This window comes from Dialister histaminiformans, assembly GCF_900103425.1.
Classification (GTDB): Bacteria; Bacillota; Negativicutes; order Veillonellales; family Dialisteraceae; genus Allisonella; species Allisonella histaminiformans.
The window spans coordinates 1-17,841 of record NZ_FMXA01000007.1; the positions used below are offsets into that span (position 1 = coordinate 1).

The window sequence follows — 17,841 nt, forward strand, 5'->3', positions numbered from 1 at the left end:
AATCGGATAGAAGGTGGAGTTAATGCCCAACTACGTGCAATGCTTCGACAGCACAGAGGATTATCCGTTGAAAAAAGAATAAAAGCGGTTTTCTGGTGGTGCTACATGCACTCACCGAAACCGCTTTCACCCGCAGAAATACTAAAGGTTATGCCGACCAATAAAAGTATTTCCGATATATATAATACCATGAATGAACGAAGTAGATTAGAGGATTCAATCCCCACATGGGGAGACGCTATTGTCTGGGGAGAGCTTCATAAAACTGACCTTGATATTAGCTTTTACTGGGACTAAAAACCAACACGTTTTGTCCTATAACCCGCAAACTTGATTTTATGGATATTCTTCTATATCATAAGCGAGAGAACTTTTTTAAAGAAGAATGGAGAAGATGCATGATGTATCGAAAACTTGCCATTGCGTTATTTATTCTGGCTGTATGTGGAACCGGAAGCCAGCAGATCAATGCGGCAGCTGATGACTATACGCGCCCGGAACAGAATATGGCTTCCCAGTGGGTTAAAAGCCGCCCGGAATTTATGGGAAATCCGGCTTTTGTCATTGAGGATGAAAATAAAAAGGCAGATGAAAAGCCCCAGGAGAGTTCAGACACATCACAGCAGCATATATTAATTAATACAGCGGCAAGGCAGCTGACACTTTTTCAGGGTGTGAGAAGAATAAAGACCTATCCTGTAGCCTGCGGAAAGGCACAGCCGGATATGATGACTCCCAGCGGACACTTCAAGATTATTGAAAAGGAAGTCAATCCGTCCTGGACAGATCCGCAGAATCCGAAACATGTAGTTCCGGCCGGCCCAAATAACCCCTTAGGACAGCGATGGATGCGTATTGGCGGAAATTATGGCATTCATGGTACCAACGCGCCAAACAGTATCGGGCATTATGCATCCCATGGCTGTGTGCGCATGCATGAAAAGGATGTGGAAGATTTATTTTCCCGTGTAAAGATGCATACACCGGTTGATATTGTTTATGATCGGGTGGTAATTCAGAGGGATGATGATCACACCATATCGTACTATGTGTATCCGGACGGATATAAACGCCAGTCCCTTGATACGGCCTATGTCAAGAAAGTGCTTCATGGATACGGCGTAGATACATTTGCGGATGAAAAGTCTATTGCCGAAAAAATCAGAAAATCCGATGGGCAGCAGACATATGTCGGGAAAGTGTATGATATTATCCTTGATGGTAAGAAACTGGATAAGAGAGCTATCCGCAAAGATGGGATTACCTATCTTCCTGTGGATTCCCTCTCTTCCGCCCTTCGCATGGAAATTGACTTTAAACCGGAAGAAATGCTTCTGCAGAGTCCATATGGACAGGCTCCGGCAATAAGCAAGAGCGGAGAACTCTATATAAAGGATACCGATGCGTCCGGTCTGTTCAAAGTTCATGGTGAACTTACATCCGATTATAAGTACCGGCTTACGGCAGAACACTGAAAAAATCTGCTCAGAAGAAAGTTGCATTTCATAATAAATGAGAGTAAAATATGTTTCCGGCTATTATAAAGAACATAATTACAGCGTGCAATAAACAATTCAGAGAGCGTGTCATTAGGAGGTGCTCCCTTTGTCAGCTAAATCAACAAAGCTTACACAGTGGATTCAGGAATTAATGGAATCTGAAACCGATGGCGGTATTCCTTACAAGGCCGTCATTGCCCTTGTTAAGGAAAAGAAATTAACAGCTAAAGATCTGGATGCTATCCATAAGGAACTCCATGACCGTCACATTCCGCTGATTTTTGACAATTCGGAAGAAGACGAACATGATGCTCCGGATTTCCTCGATGAAGATATGATGGAAGATGATGACGAAGAAGAAAACAAGGACTGGCATAAGGAAACGGCCAGTGACTTTGCAGCGGCCGGGACAGGAATTACGGATCCGGTAAGACTGTATCTTCGTGAATGCGGGGCGACACCGCTTCTTACGGCAGAGCAGGAAATGAATCTGGCCAAGACCATTGAAAAGGGCAAATTGCCGGATGCGACAGAAGAAGATAAGGCGGCAGCAGCCAGAGCCAAGCAGAAAATGGCAAGTGCCAATCTTCGACTGGTGGTTTCGATTGCTAAAAAATATCCAGGCAGAAATATGCCGTTCCTGGATCTGATTCAGGAAGGAAATATCGGACTTATGAAGGCTGTTGAAAAGTTCGATTATACCAAGGGATATAAGTTCTCCACCTACGCAACCTGGTGGATTCGTCAGGCTATTACCCGTTCTATTGCGGATCAGGCAAGAACCATCCGTGTTCCGGTTCACATGGTGGAAACCATTAACCGCATGAACCGTGTGGCCCGTAGACTGCTTCAGGAAAAGGGCAGGGAGGCTACAGACGAGGAAATTGCCAAGGAAATGGGAATCGATGTGGCCAAAGTACAGGAAGCCAAGAAGGCGGCACAGGATCCGATTTCTCTGGAAACTCCGATCGGCGAAAAGGAAGATTCCCATTTGGGAGATTTTATTGAAGATCAGAAGACCGCTTCTCCGGAAGAAGAAACGGCAGCAACCATTCGCCGCGAACAGATTCATGATCTGTTGGCAAAAAATCTGACCGAGCGCGAAAGAGGCGTCCTGTATCTGCGATTCGGTATGGATGATGGTACTCCACGCACGTTGGAAGAAGTGGGCAAACATTTCGGGGTTACCCGTGAACGAATCCGTCAGATTGAAAGCAAAGCATTAAAGAAACTTAAAAAGGCAGCTCCATCCCTGGCTGGTATGTAAATCAGATAAGGAAAAGCTGCAGGGCCCGGATGAGAATCCGGGCTTTTTTGCTGCTTGGAAACAAAGCATACGAAATGAGAGCCGCAGAAGATAAACATGATTGTAAACCATAATTTGACACTCTGGAAAACATTACCTATACTGATGGAAAAAACAAGGAGAGAAGTATGTCACAATCTATAAGAAAACAGATATTATGCGCTTTATTTGCTGCAGCCATGGCCATATGCGCGCAGCTCAGTATCCCGGTGGGTCTTGTGCCAATCAGTATGGGCAGTTTGGCTGTTCTTCTGGCTGGCGGCGTCCTGGGGAAGAAATATGGTACGCTGAGCATGGTCCTTTATATATTGCTGGGAGCCATCGGACTTCCTGTATTTGCCATGGGGAAAGACGGATTCTCTGTTCTGGCGGGTCCGACAGGCGGATATATTATTGGCTATGTATTTATGGCCTTTATCACCGGCTGGTTTGCGGAAAAGTATCCTCAGCGGAAAGGCATGCTGCTTGTGGGGATGGTAACAGGGAATCTGATCTGTTATCTCTTTGGCACTGTGTGGTTCATGCTGGTTACCCAGACTGCATTCTGGGAAGCCCTGATGCTCTGTGTTGTTCCTTTCCTGCCCGGCGACGCGGTCAAGATAGTGGCAGCCATGCTTCTTTCTGTGAAGATTAACAAGATAATTGCCCGCTGAGCGGGAAAAGGATTCTGATAACCTGTGTGGGTCAGAATCCTTTTTTATTGCACGGAAAGAGGGGTAAAAAACAGGCGATAAATCTTTTTTTTACCATGGATAAAAATATTTGTATACACGGTCAGAGGCAATCGGATAAATCTGTTTTTTCCCAGAATAGCTGAACTTTCAGAAACATGGGGAAGAAGCAGGGAAACCTAGGGGCAGTTATACCGATTTTTAATGAAGAAATAGTATTGACAATCGAGTTCGAGAGACACATAATCGACGTGATGGGATATTGTTTTTATCAGAAGAGAATTTGTAAAGATACAGGAAGGAGTGATTGGATTGGTACATTCAATCTGGGCGGTCTTGCCACCCGTAATCACAATTATCCTTGCACTGGCAACCAAGGAAGTATATACATCCCTGTTTACCGGTGTTCTGGTAGGGTCATTCATGTATTCCGGGTTTAATATTATCGGAACTATCGATACGGTTTTCAAGGTCATGAATGATAAGATAGGCGGAAACGTCTACATTCTGATGTTTATGGTTATGCTCGGAATCTTTGTTGCCGCAGTCAACAAGTCCGGGGCATCGGAAGCCTATGGTGAATGGGCAGCTAAGGTTATTAAGGGACGCCGTATGGCTATGTTCGTTACCATGCTTCTGGGGATACTCATTTTTATCGATGACTACTTTAACTGTCTGACCGTTGGTGCGGTTATGCGTCCTATTACGGATAAGTTCCACATCAGCCGTGCAAAGCTGGCATATCTTATCGATGCCACAGCGGCGCCTATCTGTATTATCGCACCGATTTCCAGCTGGGCAGCTGCCGTTTCATCTTCTCTCCCTAAGTCATCAGGAATTGATGGATTTGCACTGTTTATTCATACCATCCCTATGAATCTGTATGCTCTTCTGGCTATTACATTCATGCTGTTTATCATTATTTCCGGTCATGATTTCTCCAAGATGAAGGAGCTGGAAGACAGAGAATTAAATGGACTGGTAATCAGTGAGGAAGGTTCGGTTGAGGCGGGCACTCCGGTTGGGAATGGTAAGATTGTCGATCTGGTCCTTCCCTTGCTGGTTCTCATTGCCGGATGTGTATTTGGTATGACTTATACAGGTGGTATTCTGGAAGGAGCATCCATTCGCGACGCATTTGCTAATTGTGATGCGGCACGCGGTCTTGTCATTGGTTCCTTTATCGGTCTTGTGTTTACCGCATTCTTCTACCTGACAAGAAGAGTACTGAAGTTCAGCGAATTCTGTGAATGCTATCTGGAAGGGTTCAAGGCTATGTGTCCTGGCATGCTGATACTTTGCTTTGCATGGAGCCTTTCCGGTATCTGCAGTGGAGATTACCTGGATTTAGGCGGATATGTAGCCCATGTAATGAGCGGCAATACCACTATAACGGCCTTACTGCCTGTAGTGTTCTTCCTGGTAGGCATTGGCCTTGCCTTTGCTACCGGTACTTCCTGGGGTACATTTGGTATTCTGATTCCGATTATCGTAGCGGTATCCGGTCATGATATAAATCTGCTCACCATGACAGTGGCAGCAGTTCTGGCTGGCGCGGTAGCCGGAGATCATCTGTCTCCGATTTCCGATACGACGATTATGTCCTCTACCGGTGCGCAGTGCCATCATATTGATCACGTACAGACCCAGCTTCCTTACGGTCTGACAGTCAGCTCCTGCTGTGTAGTTGGCTATCTGGCAGCTGGATTTGCGGGAAATGGACTGGTAGGTACGGCCGTTGGCTTCTTCTGCCTTGCCTGCATCGCTTTCTGCATTTACCATTTCAAGATGGAAAAGAATAAAGCCTGATTCAGAGACAGGTAAAAGAGTCTGTATAAACGGATAAAAAGCAGAGAGCTCTTTCATTCATCGAATGAAAGAGCTCTTTTTTCATGGCAGAATCTGTGTTCAGCCGGTTTTTCCAGTCCCTGTTTCCATGACGCGGAATGGGCAGTCCTCATTGGATATGGGCAAAATATAAACAAAAAATAATAAAAATTAAAACATTGTGTTGACTTTATAAATCTCAGCCGTTATAGTCTAAGTAGATAAATAACCGGCATGATTACACCGGCTATGGATTACGTAAAAGAAGGGAGTGGACTTCATTGGCACATTCTGCATGGGCACTTGTTCCACCATTGATTACTATTCTGCTGGCTGTACTGACGAAAGAAGTATATTCTGCACTTATTATAGGTGTATTTTCAGGGACGTTATTGTTCACTGGGTTTGATGTATTCAGTGCGATTAATGTCCTTTTCAGCATTATGACCAAGGCCATAGGGGATAATGCGTTCCTCCTGGTATTTCTCGTGTTGCTGGGGATTTTTGTATCCATGGTCAATAAGTCAGGGGCATCCCAGGCGTATGGGGAATGGGCGGTAAAGGCTATTAAGGGAAAAAGGATGGCGCTGCTGATAACTATGATTCTGGGGATAATTATCTTCATTGATGATTATTTCAACTGCCTTACCGTGGGAACGGTTATGCGTCCGGTTACAGATAAATTCCATGTTACCCGGGCAAAGCTGGCCTATATTATTGACGCTACCGCGGCACCGGTATGTATTATTGCCCCGGTATCCAGCTGGGCGGCTGCTGTAGCTTCTTCTTTCCCGGAAAATTCGGGTGTGGATGGATTTGCTCTGTTCATCCACACCATACCCCTTAATTTTTATGCCTGGTTTACTCTGCTCTTTGTTCTTTTCATTATCTGGTCCGGGAAGGATTTTTCCCGAATGAAGTCACTGGAAGAAAAACAGAAAAATGAACTGTATATCAGTGAAGAACCGGTAACGGAAGATTCTGTCACCAAGCCGGTAGGTAATGGTACGATTATAGATCTGATTCTGCCGCTGCTTCTTCTTATTGGGTTATGTATTTTCGGAATGCTTTATACAGGCGGCATTATGCAGGGAGTACCCTTGGGACGTGCTTTTGCGGAATGTGATTCCATGCGTGGTCTGGTTATAGGAGCCTTCGCGGCTGTAGTTATTACGGTTATACTGTATATGGTCCGCAGGGTTATCGATTTTAAGCCGCTGTGTGACTGCTATATAGAAGGGTTCCGGTCCATGGTACCGGCTACGCTGCTTCTGGCACTGGCATGGAGCCTTGCGGGTATCTGCAGCAGCCAGTATCTGGATCTGGGCGGTTATGTAGGGGATATCGTAAGAGGGCATGCCGGATTCATCATGTTCCTTCCGGCGGTATTCTTCCTGGTTTCCTTTGTCCTTTCCTTCGCTACGGGAAGTTCATGGGGAACGTTTGGTATTCTGATTCCTATCGTTGTTGCTGCAACAGGCACAAACGACCTGAATATGCTTACCATTGCGGTGGCAGCGGTTCTGGCGGGAGCTGTGGCCGGAGATCACATCTCACCTATTTCAGATACCACAATCATGGCTTCAGCGGGTGCTCAGTGCCATCATATTGACCATGTGTCCACACAGATCCCCTATGCGCTTGTCGTGATAGCGGCCTGTGTTATCGGGTATATTGTCGCGGGGATAACCGACAATGAGATAGCAGGGATGATAGCCGGATATGCGGCTCTGTTTGGAGAGATGATTTATATTTACAATTTCAAGATGAAGGATCATGCGGCCAGCTAACCGTGCATATGACCATGCGGAGACAGAAGAGTGTGTCTCCGCATTTTTTATGCAACTTTTATCCGGCAGAAAAATAACCGCATATCATAGGTATTTCTCTTTGATAATCAGGGAACTGTGATAAAATAATACAATAACATCAGGAAAGGATGGATAAGCATGATTGAGTGTAAATCTTTTGACAAACTGCCGGACGATGCACGTAGAATCCGGGAAGAAGTGTTTGTAAAAGAGCAGGGATTTACCATAGAGTTTGATGATAAAGATTCCATATCAAGGCATATGGTCCTTTATGCAGATGGAATTCCGGCAGGAACCTGCAGAGTTTTCTGGGATGATCAGCAGAAATCTTACGTTATTGGCAGGGTGGCCGTGCGTAAGATATTCCGGGGGAACCATTATGGCACGGAATTATTAAAAGCAGCAGAGCAGGAAGTACGAGAGGCTGGAGGAAAAACACTGGCACTGGCTGCCCAGGTTCGGGTTAAACACTTTTATGAATCTCTTGGATATACTGCCAGTGGAGAAGAATTTCTCGATGAGTTCTGTCCGCATGTATGGATGAGGAAAGTGCTGTAATCAGGAAGGCAGGTTATGATAGAAAAAGCAGGAGGTTTCTGTGAATAAAAAAATTTTGGCTCTGGCCATTGGGATAGTGGTTATTGTTCTGGGAATTGGGGCCGGACTGTATTTCTACTGGACGTCACCGGAATATTGTTTCCAGCAGGCACAGGAGGCTGTGCAGACTCATAATGAAAAACAGTTTGCGCGATATACAGATCTTGATGGATTGTGCAACAGTTCATATCTCATGTTCCAGAATTATGAAGCATCCAGGGATGCGGAACTGATGCACAGCCGAACCGGTATGATTATGTTTCTGCAGGTCCGGAACCTTATTCAGCCGGAAGCTGTGGCTTCAGCTAAGAAGACAATACTTTCATATGTAAAAAATGGTCGCTGGACATATGGGACCGAAGCCGGTGAATATGTCAGCCGTGGAATGGCAGACACTCTGGACATTCCCCATACGCAGGTACTTGATGTGCAGGATGTGGATACCAGTCATTCCGACGCAGTGGTAAGCGTTAAGGTAAAAAACAGTATCCTTACAGATGGATTTGTCCTCAAGGTCAATATGCGTAAGGAAGATGGTACCTGGCGTATAAACCGGATTAACAATCTGAAGGAATATCTGGAAGCTATGGATAAGGTACGAAACCACAAGGTAAAAGGAGCAGCCTGAGAGGCAATAGCGGCCTTTTCCGGACGTAAGAAAAAGGAACTGTGAAAAAAGATGAGGGATCACTTTTTCACAGTTCCTTTTATGTTATACATAAGATTGGTCAGATAGCAGGGAAAAGAGTCATCAGGCGGCTTTGATTTTACGGCGGCCTGAACCAATAGTATTGCTCCGGTTGTTCTGTGTTTCAGACTGAGCCTTAGCGAATCCATAATCAAGAAGTGCCGCGGATTCAGTAAAACGGCTTTCGGCTGTAGCTGAATGCATAACAATGGCAATCAGAGTGATATTATTTCTTGTGGCTGCTGAAGCGAGGCATCCTTTGGCCGCTTTGGTCCAGCCAGTTTTTACGCCAATGGCTCCGTCATAGGTAAAGAGCAATTTATTGGTGTTATAGAGAAGCCTTGTGGTCTGTGGCCGGGTAAAGGTAATACCGCAGCTCTTTGTGGAAACAATCTTGCGGAATGCAGACAGAGACATACCGTAGCGAACGATAACCGACATATCCCTTGCCGTGGAATAGTGATTTTCATCCGGCATTCCATTGGCATTGACAAAATGAGTGTTTGTCGCTCCCAACGCATGGGCCTTATCATTCATCATCTGAGCAAATCCGGAAATATTTCCACCAATATATTCTCCCAGTGCGGTAGCAGCTCCGTTATCGGAGCGAAGCATCATGAGGTAGTTCAGCTGGTCTACGGCAATCCATTCTCCGGTATGAAGAGAGGTGGATTCCACGTCGGCTGCATGATGACTTACCGATACGATATGTCCTGGATGATTTTTTTCCAGGGAAAGCAGTAAGGTCATGACCTTGGTCATACTGGCAGGATATTCCCGCTTATCCGCGTTTTTTTTCATAATATACAGTTCCTGTATCCGCGTTGATTACAATGGCGGAATCCGCTGTAATATCCGGCGGAGTGCCGGCGGAGTTTTCAGCGGAAGCGGGAAGAAGAAACGACCACATGAATGTCAGACACAGAAGCCCTTTTATTATGTGTTTAAACATGACCACATCTCCCTTCTCAGATTAATATACCGTCAAAGTGGTCCATTTCATGCTGAATGGCTTCTGCTGTAAGTCCGCGGAAACGTTTTCTCTTTTTGCGTGAATCCAGATCTGTCCATGTAACTTCAACCTCTTCAGCACGTTCTGTGGGACGCGTGCCGGACAGGGAGAGGCAGCCTTCCTCTGTAGTATAGGTACGTCCTGATTTCCTATTTATTTTCGGATTGAGCATAACAATAATCTTATCGCCGGAAACCACGGCGAGTATTCTTTTACTTACACCAATCATATTGGCAGCCAGGCCTGCGCAATGATCCTGATGAGCAGCCAGGGTATCATACAGATCCCTGGCTGCGGCCATATCCTCAGCACATCCGGCACAGGCCGGTTCTGATTTGCGCTGAAGGAAAATAATATCTCTGATAATGTCTCTTTCCATATTTTTCCTTTCTTTACAGGGAATTAATTCATGAATCCCTGAACAAAACAACACTATTCTTTACTCTATCATATCCGGCAGGAGTAAAACCATAGGATATGGGGAAAATGAAATCTGACTTCATCGAGAAAAAAGTTCATTCATGGTAAAATAAGGAGGTGTTCATTGTTCTGGATACTTTAACTACCTTATTACATAATTACATTATAGATACAGGAGAAACATATGAATGATGTACTTTTAGGGATCATGATCCCTTTTCTTGGGACCACGCTGGGGGCTGGCTGTGTTTTCTTTCTGCGGGGAAAGCTGAATCTTTCGATTGAACGGGGGCTTACCGGTTTCGCAGCAGGCATCATGGTAGCGGCTTCATTTTTCAGTTTGCTGATTCCAGCCTTGAATGAAACGACAGACATGGGGAAATGGGGATTTGTACCTCCCGTCATTGGTTTTGGTATCGGCATGGGGGTTTTGCTCTTGCTGGATCATCTGATTCCGCATCTTCACATGCATGCGGATAAAGCGGAAGGACCGAAAAGCCACCTGGCTAAGACAACTATGCTGGTGCTGGCGGTCACACTTCATAATATTCCGGAAGGTATGGCCACAGGGGTGGTTTATGCCGGATTCCTTTCCGGGCACGCGGGCATTACTTTGGCAGCGGCCTCTTCTCTTGCCATAGGGATTGCCATTCAGAATTTTCCTGAAGGAGCCATCATTTCCATGCCGCTTAAAAGTGCGGGGATGGGCCAATGGAAAGCCTTTGCCGGAGGCGTGTTATCCGGGATTGTGGAACCGATTGGTGCTGTGGCTACGATACTTCTTACTGATTTTGTCGTGCCGCTTATGCCGTATTTTCTGAGCTTTGCTGCCGGCGCCATGATGTATGTAGTGGTGGAAGAACTGATTCCGGAAATGTCGGCAGGTGAACATTCCCATGTGGGGGTTATTTCATTTGCCATCGGTTTTATGCTTATGATGTCATTAGATGTGGCACTCGGCTGATATACAGCGGGGTATATCCTGCAGATATTAAAAACAGAGGAAACAGTTACCTGACGGACAGGGAAAAAGGAGAGATAGTATGGCTAAATACAATTTTGATGAGCTGGTCAAGAAGGCAAATCAGGGGCAGGGACTTTATACGAAATCCAGTGAAAAAACGGAAGAGGAAGCGGAAAAAATTCTTCAGCAGATGGCTTTTACCATGAATATACTGGATGGACAGGAAACAGAACATGGCGGGCAGTTTGATTATTTCATTGACATGAAAAACAGGACCTGGGAAAAAACTGACTGGAGCCATGGCCTTGCCAGAAAGGAGAATGGTGTTCTTTCTGAAGAAGCGGTTCATGAGTTCTCAGCCCGTATGGCCTTTGTACTTACGCTGCCGCAGAAGCAGTTTGTGACAAATACCCGGTCATCGGGAATTAACCGTAGCCTCTGGGACAAGGAAAAATACGGACCTATCAGAAGATACAGCCGTATTGAAATGAGGATGGGAGATAAGTTTATCCGCTTTGTGCCCGGACAGGATACAGATACTCCGTTTCCGGAAATAGCCGGGGCGGTAAAGGAATTGCGTAGTGCCTGTAGATAATATAAGGCAACATAAAAAGTACATCGCCAGGGGATTTAACGATCCTGGGCGATGTACTTTTTTGGGATTTTTATGTGTTTTGAGTAATTACGGTTGCACGATTAATTTTGCAGCCATATGATTACTCCTTCTTAGTACAGGAGGTTCTACCTGAGTTCAGAAAGAAGTCTGGTAGAAATGGCTGAAAATACTCGTGCTGGATAATAGGCTGGTCTGTTAGCAGCGTTGTTTGGCACACTCCTGAACTTGTGCGACGAAATCACAAGTGGAATAAATCTCTTCTGCGGAATCAGCGATCTGTGCACCGGCATTTACATAATCAGCATCATTATAAGCAGAACCTCTGGTTACTACTACTTCCACTCCTGAAGCGGCCAGTCTGGATACCTGAGCCGGGGAACAGGAACTTTCTTCATTGTTTACCCCATTAACAAAACCGAATCTCATAACATAATCTCCCTTTCAAACTAAAACAAATAAAAATTTTTGAATATGACTAGATAATAACATACATGCCTGAAATGTACAATATACAGATTTATACTTTATTCAGATGATTAGTGGAATTAAAGCTGCGATATGGTAGAAATTAAAACATTAATAACATTAATCAGTGTTTGATAAATAAACAATCGCACATAAGATATAATAAAGTGAAGCAAAATCAGGAATAAAGGATGATAGCAAACAGAGTGGCACACGATGGGGAAGAGGTATACAATGGAGTAATCTGATAAGAACTCAGGAGATGAGTAGGATGAAAAAAATAGATTATGGCAGTAATCGTGTAGTATACAATATTTTTCAGTCAGTTATTCCATTAATGGTTGCGCAGATTCTTATTATCCTGTATAACGTGGTGGATAGATTTTATATTGGACGTATTCCTGTTACCGGAACAGTGGCACTGGGCGGTGTGGGGGTATGTTTTCCACTCATCATACTGATTACCGGGTTTACCAATATGTTTGGCATGGGCGGCACACCGTTGTTTTCCATGGCGGCCGGTGCAGGGAAAAAAGATATGGCCAGGGATATACAGAACACCTCCTTTGTTCTCCTCATTATCGCTGCGGTAGTCCTTATGGTGATAGGAGAAATATGGGCTGGACCGATCCTTGACTTTTTTGGAGCCGGTCCGGAAAATCTGGTTTACGCCAAATCCTATTTTGAGATTTATCTGGCCGGAAATATCTTTGCCATGCTTTCCGGCGGTATGAACCCATATATTACCGCACAGGGGTTTCCAAGAATAGGCATGATGACCATTGCCATAGGGGCAATTACCAATATGGTGCTGGATCCACTGTTTATCTTTGTATTCCATATGGGGGTCGCAGGAGCCGCGGTGGCTACGGTAATTTCACAGTTTTTATCTGCTGCGTATTCATGGCACTTTTTCCATTCACGGGATAATGGGTACCCTTTGTACGGGTTAAGAAAAAATGGCCGGGGTGTGTACCTTCCTTATACAGGGGATATTATTTCTCTGGGAACAGTGCCATTTATTATGCAGACTACCAATAGTATGGTACTCGTAGCGGCGAATCAGATGCTTTCTCATCTTGGAGGAGCCCTGGATATTACCATTATGACCATTGCATCCTCTGTACGGCAGATTTTGGATATCCCGGCCCTGTCTATTGCCGATGGTACGGCGCCCCTTATCAGTTATAACTACGGAGCCGGGCACCTTGATATTATGCGTAAGGCCATCCGGATAATGACGGCCGGTACGTTCCTGTATACTCTTACCGGATGGCTTTGCATAGAAGGATTCCCTCACTTTTTCGCGGGAATCTTCAGTAATGATGCCAATCTGATTGAAAAGGCAGTTCCTGCGCTGCATATTTTCTGCATAGCCTTTATATTCCAGTCGCTCCAGATGAGCGGGCAGACCGTGTTCCGCTCTCTTGGAATGAAAAAACAGGCCATTTTTTTCAGCCTGTTCAGAAAAGTAATCCTGGTTATTCCATTAACCTATATTCTTCCCTATGTAGGACATCTTGGGAAAATGGGCGTCTTCTGGGCAGAACCGGTTTCCAACGTGCTTGGGGGTGTATGCTGTTATACCACTATGTATTTCATCATGCACAGAAAATTAAAACAAATGGAGAAACAAGGGAAATATCTGTAGAATCATCTGTAAACCAGAGAAAGTATTTATATAAGAAATACAAAGAGCCGACAGCGTTTTTTACTTCTCATATCCTGAAACGGCACAAACCAGGCAGAAATAATTTTAAAAACAGGCAATACAAAAAGCAGTGGATACGGAAATCCACTGCTTTGTTCGTTTGGCTGTATACTGAATTACTTGGAGTACAGTTCAGAGATGGCCTTATTTTGTTCGATATTATCGGGGTTTTATATCGAATCGTCAAAAAATCGTCAAAAACTTTTAACCGAAAATTCTGGACACATCTTTCTTCGCTTTCTTCCGCATCGCATCCGTGTAGTGAATATATGTTTTTATGACCATGGCCACAGTATCACCAATTAAGGCCGATACTGTTTTGACGTCCAGACCATTGGCGAGTAGCGTAGTGGCATATGTATGTCGGAGTTGATGCACTGAACAATCAGGATAATATTTCTTAATTCGTGAATTCACATAACTGGATTCTCGGACATTGAAAATTCGCCGATACATTCGTACTGCTCTCCTGTCTTCCAGATAATTAATCAGAATATTTAACAGTACTTGGGGGATAGGAACGTCCCGGTAACTATTCCGTGTCTTTGGCTCTCTGATTTTATAAAGACCACGGGCAACCATCCCATATTGTTTATTGACGTGAATCACTCCTGCGAAAAAGTCTATATCCGCTTTGGTTAAACCTGCAATCTCTCCAAAACGGAGCCCGGCATAGCCGGCTATAGCGCATATTACATAATATTCTTCCTTTTCATTTTTCATACATTCCAGAAGATCAGAGAACTCTTCCTGGGTAAGGGCGGTTATCTTTTTAGATTTCCGGTCCTTAACATATGGCAAGTCACGGATTGGGCTGACCGGGAACAGGTGATAGATATTAGCAGCATATTTAAAAAGCACTTTGAGTTTGGCAATGGAAAGGTTTACGCTGCTGGCGGACAGGTTCAGTGAATTAATGGCATGCACCACGTCTGCGTAAGTAATATCTACCATGCGCTTCTTTGCGAGAGATGGAACTCGGTCTATGGTTATCCGGTAGTTTTTCAATGTATTATACGTCAACGTCTTCTTGGATTCCTGGGCAAAAACCTGATAGAACTCGGCCAGCGTTATATCTTTCATGTTTTCTGGGACGTTAGCAGTTTTTTTCATCTTGCTAAGTAAGTCTCTTTTTACACTGGCAGACAGAGCCTGAGACCTTTTTGTAAACCCTTGCTTGGAAATCTGGCGCCATTTCCCACGGGAATCCCGGTAGGATAAAATAATCTGCCAGCCACTGTCTTTTTTGCGCACGGTAAAGGTATAGTTATCCATAGTCACGCCTTTCCGGTCGATTATGCTATAATTAAGGCGTAATCGACCTATAAAAATAACTGAATAACGTGGGTGATTACAAGCCAGATATTAGCAGTATCTGGCAGCGGCCCTGTGCATGTTAGCAGCATGTGCAGGGCCTTTTAAATTGCAAGTAAGTTGAAAATAGGTTGAAAGTAGGTTGAAAGTAGGCTGCATATGGAAAATAAAGTTTTAATTATTTTTTATATATTTTGGTTTGGGGAATGTAGACTGCAGCCCATCGATATGTTCATAAAGGTCATCTTTGATAGGTGCCCACATAGGGTCCAGTATAAAGTCAATTCCTTCTCGCCTTGCAAACTTAGCAGCCGGAACAAAATCACTATCGCCAGAGATTAAAACTATTTGCGACACTTGCTTTTTCAAGGCTAATGATGTGATGTCGATGCCTATCCGCATATCAACGCCCTTTTGCTTAACGTCCATAGAAAAATCATCAGGAGTCAAATCATTCCATTGAATAGTGCCAGCACACAATTGTTTAATTTTACGGTAACTGACGCGCCATGAAATATTGACATCATCTATATGCCCGAGCCGCAGAGCAACTTTACGCTTTTGCTTTAACGCAGAATGGAAGTTCAATCTCCATATACTTTTCGGCGATTTGGCCATATCAATTTGGTTTTGATGATATGGATCAAAAACCTTATTTTGTAAAGGAGGACAATCATAAAAGAAAATGCGGTAAAGTCTGTTTTTGTGGCTCTTGCTTTTACCATAATGAGTGTGTTTTTCTGCATATTTCCAGAGCTTATCAGCTAAGTCATTTGGCTCTAGCGGGCCAAAAATATGCAACGCTCTCTTTATAAAAAAAGCCCCATCAACTAAAACTGCCACATTTTCCATATTTAGCTCCTTAGAATAATAAAAAAATCCCTTGGGTTCGGCTTTCTCAGGACAAATAGAGAAGCTTACTGCCAAGGGATAGATACCTTCTTGTGCACCTTGCTCGGTGTATTTATATGATATATTCCCTTGGCTGATTTGTCAATGTTAAACTTTTACCAAGTCTTTCTCGATTCAACGACTCTGCCAATGACTCTGACCGGCAGTTCTTCGATTTCTTTATTGGAATAGAAATGAGGTGGGTAAACGACTGGATTGAAGCCTATGAGGGTAATGCCTTCGGGGCTCTTTTTTACTTGCTTGCAGGTAGCCTCGTCGCCGTTTACTAAAACTATGGCAACGTCTCCGCATTCCACGTCTTCCTGCTGTTTCACAATGACTATTTCGCCGTCTTCGATTCTCGGCTCCATGGAGTGGCCCTTTATGCGGAGGGCGAAATATTCGCCTAAACTCGCCATCTTAGGGGTGATTTCTTCGTATCCTTCAATATCGGTGATGGCTTCGAGCGGGATTCCGGCTACCACTCGGCCGAGGATGGGGATGCGTATGCCTCGGGAATGGGGAATCTGCATTTTTTTATTTCCATCATCAAGCAGAAAATCTATACTAACATCTAATATTTCAGCGAATTTTTTTAATTTAGACTGAGAAACATCGTTATCTCCATTTTCTATTCTGGCAATAGTAGATCTTGACTTATAACCCATTCTCTTTGCTAGCTCATCTTGAGTAAGCCCCTTTAATTCTCTAGCACGTTTTATGTTATTTCCAATGAACATTTTGATTCACCTCATAGTTTTTATCTTTTATATGTATTATACAGGTAAATGTGATATAAAGGCAACATAAAATATTTTTTTTGCAACACCTGTTGATTTTTAATAACTTGAGTGATATTATGGATATGTGATAAAAAATCAACAAGGAGGTGAAATGATGACCGATACAACGGAATTGAAAGTAGCGATTCTTAGGGCAGGAATATCACATGATACAATTGCCTATAAACTGGGAATTGCTCGAGAAACACTCTGGAAAAAGATTAATAATATCACTGAGTTCAAGGCCAGAGAAATAATGTTACTTCAGGATATATTGCATTTATCCAATGAAGAGCGTGACTCTATTTTTTTTAGCCAAATAGGTGATAAATAATCAACAAGGAGGGAATGTGAACAAAATAAAAGTTTTTGAAAATCCACAATTTGGGAAAATCAGAATTTCTGTTATTAATTCTGAGCCTTGGTTTGTGGGTAAGGATGTGGCTGAAATTCTTGGGTATCAGAGAACCGCAGATGCAATCCGCACACATGTAGATAGCGAAGATAAAGGGGTCGGTGAAATACAGACCCCTGGAGGAACCCAGACAATGACGGTCATCAACGAATCCGGCCTTTACAGTCTGATTCTTTCCAGCAAGCTCCCGACTGCAAAGAAGTTCAAGCGCTGGGTAACCTCGGAAGTACTCCCGGCCATTCGTAAGCATGGGGCGTACCTTACCGAGCAGAAGGTGGAAGAGATTCTCACGAACCCCGACACCATCATTAAGCTGGCAACCCAGCTGAAGGAAGAACGGGAAGCCAGGAAGCAGGCCGAAGCCCTGAACGAGGCCAACCGCCCGAAGGTAATCTTCGCCGAGGCGGTGAGCGCTTCCCATTCGTCGATTCTCATCGGAGATCTGGCAAAGATTCTGAGAGGCAACGGCGTGAACATCGGGCAGAGACGCCTTTTCCAGTGGATGAGAGACCACGGGTACCTTATCAAGCAGAAGGGCGCAAGCTACAACATGCCGACACAGAGAGCTATGGATATGGGGCTTTTCCGGGTTAAGGAAGGGACCTACATCAATGGCAGCGGGGCGAACATTGTCACTAAAACAACCAAGGTGACAGGTCGAGGTCAGCAGTTTTTCATCAATAAGTTTTTGAAGGAGGCATGAAAAAAGGCCTGGGTTAACAGGCCTTTGAACCATGTGCACAGGATTAGCAGTCCTGAACACATGCTCCTTGTTTAGCTCTAACCTTGCACTTTAATCAGTTTCCACTGTGGCGATGCATCTAGAGACCACAGCTTTCACTGGAAAAAAGA

The 17,841-nt window shown here is 44.2% G+C and carries 19 protein-coding genes and 1 pseudogene; 13 read left to right on the plus strand and 7 right to left on the minus strand.

The window, feature by feature from the left end; translation table 11 throughout:
- The 8 genes and pseudogenes from BLQ79_RS03035 to BLQ79_RS03070 form a co-directional block, all read left to right on the plus strand.
- Window positions 1-297, plus strand: a pseudogene (locus BLQ79_RS03035) (IS256 family transposase); the annotation flags it as partial.
- A 101-nt stretch (window positions 298-398) separates the two neighbouring features.
- On the plus strand, window positions 399-1,475 hold the full coding sequence (locus BLQ79_RS03040) for a L,D-transpeptidase family protein (protein WP_159427824.1): 1,077 nt from the start codon (window positions 399-401) through the stop codon (window positions 1,473-1,475).
- A 130-nt stretch (window positions 1,476-1,605) separates the two neighbouring features.
- A complete protein-coding gene (gene rpoD / locus BLQ79_RS03045) occupies window positions 1,606-2,766 on the plus strand; it encodes an RNA polymerase sigma factor RpoD (protein ID WP_234944904.1) in 1,161 nt (386 codons plus the stop codon).
- Between the two features lie 167 nt (window positions 2,767-2,933).
- Window positions 2,934-3,458 (plus strand): biotin transporter BioY, encoded by a 525-nt coding sequence (locus tag BLQ79_RS03050; protein WP_091363732.1) that lies wholly within the window; start codon window positions 2,934-2,936, stop codon window positions 3,456-3,458.
- A gap of 330 nt (window positions 3,459-3,788) precedes the next feature.
- Window positions 3,789-5,285 carry a Na+/H+ antiporter NhaC family protein gene (locus tag BLQ79_RS03055; RefSeq protein ID WP_091363734.1) on the plus strand — a complete coding sequence of 499 codons (1,497 nt, stop codon included), beginning with the start codon at window positions 3,789-3,791 and terminating at the stop codon, window positions 5,283-5,285.
- Between the two features lie 299 nt (window positions 5,286-5,584).
- Window positions 5,585-7,093: a Na+/H+ antiporter NhaC family protein gene (locus BLQ79_RS03060; RefSeq protein ID WP_091363738.1), complete on the plus strand. Its 1,509-nt coding sequence runs from the start codon at window positions 5,585-5,587 to the stop codon at window positions 7,091-7,093.
- A gap of 159 nt (window positions 7,094-7,252) precedes the next feature.
- Complete coding sequence (locus BLQ79_RS03065; RefSeq protein ID WP_091363742.1) at window positions 7,253-7,672, plus strand: GNAT family N-acetyltransferase; 420 nt, start codon at window positions 7,253-7,255, stop codon at window positions 7,670-7,672.
- A gap of 40 nt (window positions 7,673-7,712) precedes the next feature.
- Window positions 7,713-8,339: a hypothetical protein gene (locus BLQ79_RS03070; RefSeq protein ID WP_091363745.1), complete on the plus strand. Its 627-nt coding sequence runs from the start codon at window positions 7,713-7,715 to the stop codon at window positions 8,337-8,339.
- Between the two features lie 123 nt (window positions 8,340-8,462).
- On the opposite strand, the gene BLQ79_RS03075 is transcribed toward BLQ79_RS03070, so the two are convergent.
- From BLQ79_RS03075 to BLQ79_RS03080, 3 genes are read right to left on the minus strand one after another with little or no spacing between them, the layout of a single operon-like run.
- Window positions 8,463-9,200: a D-alanyl-D-alanine carboxypeptidase family protein gene (locus BLQ79_RS03075; RefSeq protein ID WP_091363747.1), complete on the minus strand. Its 738-nt coding sequence runs from the start codon at window positions 9,198-9,200 to the stop codon at window positions 8,463-8,465.
- Entirely contained in the window at window positions 9,181-9,351 is a 171-nt protein-coding gene (locus BLQ79_RS08240) for a hypothetical protein (RefSeq protein WP_159427825.1), read from the minus strand. Before BLQ79_RS08240 ends, BLQ79_RS03075 begins: the two co-directional genes overlap by 20 nt.
- A 16-nt stretch (window positions 9,352-9,367) precedes the next feature.
- Window positions 9,368-9,790: a peptide deformylase gene (locus tag BLQ79_RS03080; RefSeq protein ID WP_091363749.1), complete on the minus strand. Its 423-nt coding sequence runs from the start codon at window positions 9,788-9,790 to the stop codon at window positions 9,368-9,370.
- Window positions 9,791-10,015: 225 nt separating this feature from the next.
- Here BLQ79_RS03080 and BLQ79_RS03085 point away from each other — a divergent pair, with 225 nt between their 5' ends.
- On the plus strand, window positions 10,016-10,795 hold the full coding sequence (locus BLQ79_RS03085; protein ID WP_091363752.1) for a ZIP family metal transporter: 780 nt from the start codon (window positions 10,016-10,018) through the stop codon (window positions 10,793-10,795).
- Between the two features lie 79 nt (window positions 10,796-10,874).
- The gene (locus tag BLQ79_RS03090; protein WP_091363755.1) at window positions 10,875-11,390 is read left to right on the plus strand and encodes a hypothetical protein; all 516 of its coding nucleotides are present in this window, start codon (window positions 10,875-10,877) and stop codon (window positions 11,388-11,390) included.
- 216 nt (window positions 11,391-11,606) lie between these two features.
- On the opposite strand, the gene BLQ79_RS03095 is transcribed toward BLQ79_RS03090, so the two are convergent.
- Window positions 11,607-11,837 (minus strand): hypothetical protein, encoded by a 231-nt coding sequence (locus BLQ79_RS03095; protein ID WP_091363758.1) that lies wholly within the window; start codon window positions 11,835-11,837, stop codon window positions 11,607-11,609.
- Between the two features lie 310 nt (window positions 11,838-12,147).
- Between BLQ79_RS03095 and BLQ79_RS03100 the strand changes: the two genes are divergently transcribed.
- Entirely contained in the window at window positions 12,148-13,527 is a 1,380-nt protein-coding gene (locus BLQ79_RS03100; protein WP_091363760.1) for an MATE family efflux transporter, read from the plus strand.
- A 264-nt stretch (window positions 13,528-13,791) separates the two neighbouring features.
- Here BLQ79_RS03100 and BLQ79_RS03105 read toward each other — a convergent pair whose 3' ends face one another.
- The 3 genes from BLQ79_RS03105 to BLQ79_RS03115 form a co-directional block, all read right to left on the minus strand.
- Complete coding sequence (locus tag BLQ79_RS03105) at window positions 13,792-14,862, minus strand: tyrosine-type recombinase/integrase (protein WP_091363762.1); 1,071 nt, start codon at window positions 14,860-14,862, stop codon at window positions 13,792-13,794.
- 213 nt (window positions 14,863-15,075) lie between these two features.
- Window positions 15,076-15,753 carry an NYN domain-containing protein gene (locus BLQ79_RS03110; protein WP_091363765.1) on the minus strand — a complete coding sequence of 226 codons (678 nt, stop codon included), beginning with the start codon at window positions 15,751-15,753 and terminating at the stop codon, window positions 15,076-15,078.
- Window positions 15,754-15,908: 155 nt separating this feature from the next.
- Window positions 15,909-16,532 (minus strand): LexA family protein, encoded by a 624-nt coding sequence (locus BLQ79_RS03115; protein WP_091363767.1) that lies wholly within the window; start codon window positions 16,530-16,532, stop codon window positions 15,909-15,911.
- A gap of 154 nt (window positions 16,533-16,686) precedes the next feature.
- On the opposite strand from BLQ79_RS03115, the gene BLQ79_RS03120 reads away from it, so the two are divergent.
- Both BLQ79_RS03120 and BLQ79_RS03125 read left to right on the plus strand, forming a co-directional pair.
- Window positions 16,687-16,908: a hypothetical protein gene (locus tag BLQ79_RS03120; RefSeq protein WP_200779817.1), complete on the plus strand. Its 222-nt coding sequence runs from the start codon at window positions 16,687-16,689 to the stop codon at window positions 16,906-16,908.
- A 16-nt stretch (window positions 16,909-16,924) separates the two neighbouring features.
- Complete coding sequence (locus BLQ79_RS03125; RefSeq protein WP_091363773.1) at window positions 16,925-17,692, plus strand: phage antirepressor; 768 nt, start codon at window positions 16,925-16,927, stop codon at window positions 17,690-17,692.
- The last annotated feature ends 149 nt before the right edge of the window (window positions 17,693-17,841 follow it).